Source organism: Nocardioides sp., from assembly GCF_964228225.1.
Taxonomy (GTDB): Bacteria; Actinomycetota; Actinomycetes; order Propionibacteriales; family Nocardioidaceae; genus Nocardioides.
The window spans coordinates 1-6,090 of the sequence record NZ_CAXQZB010000033.1 but is presented as its reverse complement, the minus strand read 5'-3'; the positions used below and the strand labels follow the sequence as shown (position 1 = coordinate 6,090).

Below are 6,090 nucleotides of genomic sequence, written 5' to 3'. Positions count from 1 at the left end.
CGGCGGTGCCGGAGCCGAGCAGCAGCGCGAGCGCGCCGGCGGCGATCGCGGCGCGGGGGCGGGGCGTCGGCATGGGGCTCCTGGCGGGTCGTGGCGGTTCGTGGGGGGTGGAGGGGCGCTCGCCCGACCTCAGGGGGCGGGGAGCGCGGGCAGGCGCTCGAGCGCACGCTCGGCGAGCAGCACGAACGCGCCGTTCTCGAGGCGGGCGCCGCCGGCGGGCAGGAAGCCGATCTGGGCGACGGCGGTGCCGTGGCGCAGGACGGCCATGTAGAAGGTGATGCTGCGGGTGTCGGTGAGCGCGATGTCCAGACGCCAGGCGTCGAGGCTGCGGGGGCCGCGGTCGAGGCCCGCGACCTTGGCGACCTCGGTGTTCAGCTCGCGGTCGGCGCAGCTGGCCAGGCGGTCGCGGATCCGGTCGACGAACGCGGCGGCCGCCCGGGCGGGCAGGGCGCCGACGGTCTCGGAGAGGCCGAACTCCTGCGGGAGGTCGGCCTGGGGGATGACGAAGGTCCGGCTCGTGGCCCGTCGCACCGGCTCGCCGGCGACCTTGCCGGTGAACCGGGTGTTGTCGCACGCCGAGGCGGCCGGGTTGGTGACGACCCCGGCCGGCGGGGTGCCGACCCAGGGGTCGGGGACGCCGCGCACCGGCGGCAGGTCCACCTCGGAGATGAGGGCGGGGGTGCGGCCGATCGGTACCGGGTCGCGGTCGGTGAGCCGCGGCTCGTCGTCGGCGCAGGCGCCGCCGTCGGGCACCGTGCAGGCGCTGTCGACCGCGGTGGCGAGCAGGCGGGCGGCGGCGTCGCGGTCGGGGCGGGACTGCCCCTCGGTCGCGACCAGTGTGACGGTGGTGGTGAGGCCCGAGCGCGCGATCCCGGCGACGTAGGTCGAGACCGGGCGCTCGTAGGAGCGCAGCACCCACTGCAGCGACTCCTCGCCCACCGCGGCGGGCGTGCGGGTGGCGAGCAGCTGCACCCGCGGGTCGCCGCAGTCGGCGAACCAGGTGGTGAGCCGGTCGAAGGCGCGCTCGGCGGCCCGGGGGGTGCGGGAGACCTCGACGACGTGGGCCACCGTCATGCGACGCGCGGCGCGCCGCGCCTCCCGGCGGTCGCGGTCGCCGCCGGTGGTGGCCGCCTCCCCGGGGGCGGCGCGCAGGGTGCGCACCAGGGTGGCGGCGCCGGCGGGGTCGGCGAAGCGGGCGCGCTGGCAGGGGAAGACCCGTCCGGATCCCTCGGTGTTGTCGTCGGTGCGGGCCACGTTCCAGCGGCGGTCGGGGTAGGCCGCGACGACGTCGGCGGCCGAGAGCGCCACCGTGGTGGGCAGGGTCTCCTCAGGTGGGCGCAGGTCCGGGGTGTCCCGGTGGTTCTCGGCGTGGTCGCGGTCCAGGGCCGAGAGCGGCGCCTGCTCGTCGGCCACGACGACGCCGCTGCCGAGGAACGCTCCGACCACCACCAGTGCGCCGGTGACGGCGTACAGGCGCTGTCGCGCGGTGCCGGAGCGCCGCACGAGCGGGCCGCGGGGCCAGGTCACGGCCTCCTCGCACGAGGAGGCCAGCAGGTCGAAGGTGCGCCGCAGGTCGGCGGCCGGGGTGTCGAGCAGCAGCGAGAGCCGGTCGGTGCCGGCCTGCAGCTCGATCTCGGCGCGCGCCACCGGCACGCCGAGCTCGCGGCCGATCTCGGCCAGGGAGACCTCGGCCAGCTGCGCGAGGATCACCGCCTCCCGCTGCCGGTGGGGGAGCGCGGCGAGCGCATCCACGATCTCGCGGATCGCGGCGTCGCCGCCACGGTCGCGGTGCCACACGGCGAGGGCGTGGCGGCGTCGGGCGAAGCGCCACGCCACCGGCCGCAGCCAGGCCATCACGCTGTCGAGGTCGGGGTGACGGGCCAGCTTGGCGCGGTGGTGCCAGGCGGCGACGAAGGCGTCGCGCACGCCGGCACGCGCGGCGCCGAGGTCGCCGGTGAGGGCGAAGGTCTGCACCAGCAGGGGCTCTCGGGCCGCGCGGTAGAAGTCGTCGAACTCCGCAGCATCGCGCATGGTGGGTCCACCGTAGTCGACGGGCGTCGGTCCTCCCGCCCCGGCGCGGGGGTCCCCGGCGTGGCGCACCCCGGGGCCGGGTCCCCGCCGGTCAAGATGGAGCGGTCATGGTCCTGAGCACCGGTCGCACCCCGTCCACGCCCTCCGCGGGCCCCGCCGCCGGCGGTCGCCGCCCCGCGGCGGAGGTGCGCGCCGACCTCACCCTGCGACCGGGCCGCCGGCCCCTGGTGGCCACCGCGCTGCTCGGCGGCGTCGTCGCCGCGGGCGGGGTGCTGGTGGTGTGCGCGGCGCTCGGGGTGATCGGCTGGTTCCTCACCGACGGCGGCGCGCACGGCTCCCCGCGCGACGGCCTGCGGGTCGGTGCCCTCGCCTGGGCGGCCGCCCACGGCTCCGGACTGCGCGTCGAGGGCAGTGCGGTCACCCTCGTGCCGTGGGGCCTGACGCTGCTGGTGGCGTGGTCCACCTGGCGCTCCGCGGTGCGCGTGGGGGAGGCGGTCTCCGGCCACGGCCCCGACGCCGCCCGCCTGGGCGACGGTCAGCGCGACCTCGTCGTGCCCACCGCCACCCTGATGTTCGGCACCGGCTACGTCGTGCTCGCCGCCCTGGCCACGACGCTGGCGGGCGACGCCGTCACCGCCCCCTCGACCCCGCGCGTGCTCGGCGCCGCGGTCCTGCTCACCCTGCTGCTCGCCCTGCCCGGCATCGCCGTCGGATCGGGCCGGGCGGCGGTCACCCTCGCCCGCGTGCCGTACGGCCTGCGCGAGGCCGCCGCGCTCACCCGCCTGCTCCTGCTGCGACTCGCGCTGGTCGCCCTGGTGTGGTTCCTCGTGGCGCTCGTGCGCGACTTCGCCACCGCCGCCAACGTCGTCTCCCGCCTGCACGCCGACGCCGGTGCCGTCGCCGCGCTCGTCGTGCTGAGCCTGGTGCTGCTGCCCAACGCGCTCGCCTGCACCACCGCCTACCTGCTCGGGCCGGGCTTCGCGGTCGGGACCGGCACCGTGGTGAGCACCGGCACCGTGACCCTCGGGCCGCTGCCCGACTTCCCGATGCTCGCGGCGCTGCCGGACCCCGGGGCACCCCCGGGCTGGACGGCGTGGACCATCGCGGTCGTCCCGCTCGTGGCGGCCCTCGTGGCCGGTCGGCACCGGTGGCGCGATCCCGTCGTGCGCTGGGACGACGCGCTCGCCCCCGTGCTGGCCGCCGGGGTCGCGACCGGGCTGGTGCTCGGTCTCGCCGCCGCCCTCGCCGGCGGGGCGGTGGGTCCCGGCCGCATGCGCGAGGTCGGCCCCTTCGCCCTGCAGACCACCCTGCACGCCGTGCCCGCCGTGGCGGTGGGGGCGGTGCTCGGCGCCGCCGTCGTGACGCTGTGGGTGCGTCGCGGCGAACGGCTCGCCGACCCGGACTGACCCGGCCCGCCCGACCCCGTCCCGGCGCCCCGGTAGGGTCTGGGCCCGTGTCCGGCCACCCCCCGCAGCCCGCCCCCGGCCCCGCCGGGCCCTCCCGGCCCGCGCGACTGGTGGTGCTCGTCTCCGGCGGCGGCACCAACCTGCAGGCACTGCTCGACGCCGCCGCCGACCCCGCCTGGGGCGCGCAGGTCGTGGCCGTCGGTGCGGACCGCGGCGGGGTGGAGGGCCTCGCCCGGGCCGAGCGCGCCGGGGTGCCCACCTTCGTGCGACCCCTGGCCGACCACCCCGACCGGGCCGCCTGGGACCACGCGCTGGCGGCCGACGTCGCCGCGCACGACCCCGACCTCGTGGTGCTCGCCGGCTTCATGAAGCTGGTCGGCCCGGCGTTCCTCGACCGCTTCGGCGGCCGCACCGTGAACACCCACCCCGCGCTGTCGCCGTCCTTCCCGGGCATGCACGGCCCGCGCGACGCCCTGGAGTACGGCGTCAAGGTCACCGGCGCCACGCTGTTCCTGGTCGACGCCGGCGTCGACACCGGCCAGATCGTGGCCCAGACCGCCGTGCCCGTGCTCGACGACGACGACGTCGCCACCCTGCACGAGCGGATCAAGGCCGCCGAGCGGCGGATGCTCGTCGACGCCGTCGGGGCGATGGTGCGCGACGGTTTCCGGGTGGAGGGCCGCCGGGTGCGGCTCGGGACGCGGGCGACCCCCTCCAGCAGCTAGGATCGGGCCCACACGACTGGCGCAGGTGGGGGACCACCGGGGAGTGACCGTCGGAGGCATCGTCCGCCTGGGTGCCCCGCTCCGACGCGACCCACCCTCAGGAGCCCCCGTGCCCGTGCAGCCCGACCGGATCCCGCTCAAGCGGGCCCTCGTCTCCGTCTACGACAAGACCGGCCTGGAGGACCTCGTCCGCGGCCTCGACGCCGCCGGCGTGGCGCTGGTGTCCACCGGAGGCTCGGCCAAGCTCATCGCCGACCTCGGCCTGCCCGTCACCAAGGTCGAGGACCTCACCGGCTTCCCGGAGTGCCTCGACGGCCGGGTCAAGACCCTGCACCCCCGCGTGCACGCCGGCATCCTGGCCGACCGCCGCCTCGACGACCACGTCGCGCAGCTGGCCGAGCTCGAGGTGGAGCCCTTCGACCTCGTCGTGGTGAACCTCTACCCCTTCACCCAGACCGTCGCCTCGGGCGCGAGCGTGGACGAGTGCGTCGAGCAGATCGACATCGGCGGCCCCTCGATGGTGCGGGCGGCCGCCAAGAACCACCCCTCGGTCGCCGTCGTCACCTCCCCGGCGCGCTACGACGACGTGCTCGCCGCGGCCGCCGCCGGCGGCTTCACCTACGCCGAGCGCAAGGCGCTCGCCGCCGAGGCCTTCGTGCACACCGCCTCCTACGACGTCGCGGTCGCCTCCTGGATGGGCAGCGTGCTGACCGACACCAGCGGGGACACCGGGTTCCCGGCCTGGGTGGGCGCGACGTGGAGCCGCGACGCCGTGCTGCGCTACGGCGAGAACCCGCACCAGAGCGCCGCGCTGTACCGCAGCGGCCACGGCGCCGCCGGCCTCGCGGGTGCGGAGCAGCTGCACGGCAAGGAGATGTCGTACAACAACTACGTCGACACCGACGCCGCCCGGCGCGCCGCCTACGACTTCGACGAGCCGGCCGTGGCGATCATCAAGCACGCCAACCCGTGCGGCATCGCCGTCGGCACCGACATCGCCGAGGCCCACCGCCGCGCCCACGAGTGCGACCCGGTGTCGGCCTTCGGCGGCGTGATCGCCGCCAACCGTCCGGTCTCGGTCGAGATGGCGCGCCAGGTGGCCGAGGTCTTCACCGAGGTCATCGTCGCCCCCGGCTACGAGGACGGCGCCGTGGAGGTGCTGCAAGGCAAGAAGAACATCCGCATCCTCGTGGCCGAGCCGCTCACCCGCGGCGGGGTCGAGATGCGCCCGGTCTCCGGCGGCCTGCTGCTCCAGCAGACCGACGGCGTCGACGCCCCCGGTGACGACCCGGCGTCCTGGACGCTCGCCACGGGCGAGGCGGCCTCCCCGGAGGTCCTCGCCGACCTCGCCTTCGCCTGGCGCGCCTGCCGCTCGGCGAAGTCGAACGCGATCCTGCTCGCCAAGGACGGCGCCTCGGTGGGGATCGGCATGGGCCAGGTGAACCGCGTCGACTCCTGCAAGCTCGCGATCGAGCGCGCCAACAGCCTCGCCGACGGCGCGGAGCGGGCCCGCGGCGCCGTCGTGGCCTCCGACGCCTTCTTCCCCTTCGAGGACGGCCCGCAGCTGCTCATCGACGCCGGGGTCGCCGCGATCGTGCAGCCCGGCGGCTCGGTGCGCGACGAGCTCACCATCGCCGCCTGCGAGGCGGCCGGCGTGACGATGTACTTCACCGGCACCCGCCACTTCTTCCACTGAGAGCGCCTGCCGGGCGTTCGTCCGGGGGACGCGGTCGGTCGGGTGCGGGCGTCTCGTGACGCTCGCTGGCGCTCGCTCCTCGCCGACCGTGCCCGCGCCGGTGGTCGAGGAGGCGCCCGTGCCGTCGACGGTCGTCGAGGAGGCGCCCCGGCGCCGTCACGAGACGCAGCGAGGTGGGGTCGGCGCTGGGGCGGGGTGGGTTGTCGGGTGCGGGCGCCTCGTGACGCTCGCT

Annotated in this window: 4 protein-coding genes; 3 read left to right on the top strand and 1 reads right to left on the bottom strand. The window is 76.9% G+C overall.

Annotated features, from left to right (window positions below; genetic code table 11):
• Window positions 1-129: 129 nt before the first annotated feature.
• On the bottom strand, window positions 130-2,031 hold the full coding sequence (locus tag ACERUJ_RS07765; RefSeq protein ID WP_370247928.1) for a sigma factor-like helix-turn-helix DNA-binding protein: 1,902 nt from the start codon (window positions 2,029-2,031) through the stop codon (window positions 130-132).
• Between the two features lie 107 nt (window positions 2,032-2,138).
• Between ACERUJ_RS07765 and ACERUJ_RS07760 the strand changes: the two genes are divergently transcribed.
• The 3 genes from ACERUJ_RS07760 (at window position 2,139) to purH (ending at window position 5,858) form a co-directional block, all read left to right on the top strand.
• On the top strand, window positions 2,139-3,437 hold the full coding sequence (locus ACERUJ_RS07760) for a DUF6350 family protein (protein WP_370247927.1): 1,299 nt from the start codon (window positions 2,139-2,141) through the stop codon (window positions 3,435-3,437).
• 47 nt (window positions 3,438-3,484) lie between these two features.
• Entirely contained in the window at window positions 3,485-4,162 is a 678-nt protein-coding gene (gene purN, locus ACERUJ_RS07755; RefSeq protein ID WP_370247926.1) for a phosphoribosylglycinamide formyltransferase, read from the top strand.
• A gap of 115 nt (window positions 4,163-4,277) precedes the next feature.
• The gene (purH, locus tag ACERUJ_RS07750; RefSeq protein ID WP_370247929.1) at window positions 4,278-5,858 is read left to right on the top strand and encodes a bifunctional phosphoribosylaminoimidazolecarboxamide formyltransferase/IMP cyclohydrolase; all 1,581 of its coding nucleotides are present in this window, start codon (window positions 4,278-4,280) and stop codon (window positions 5,856-5,858) included.
• Window positions 5,859-6,090: the final 232 nt, after the last annotated feature.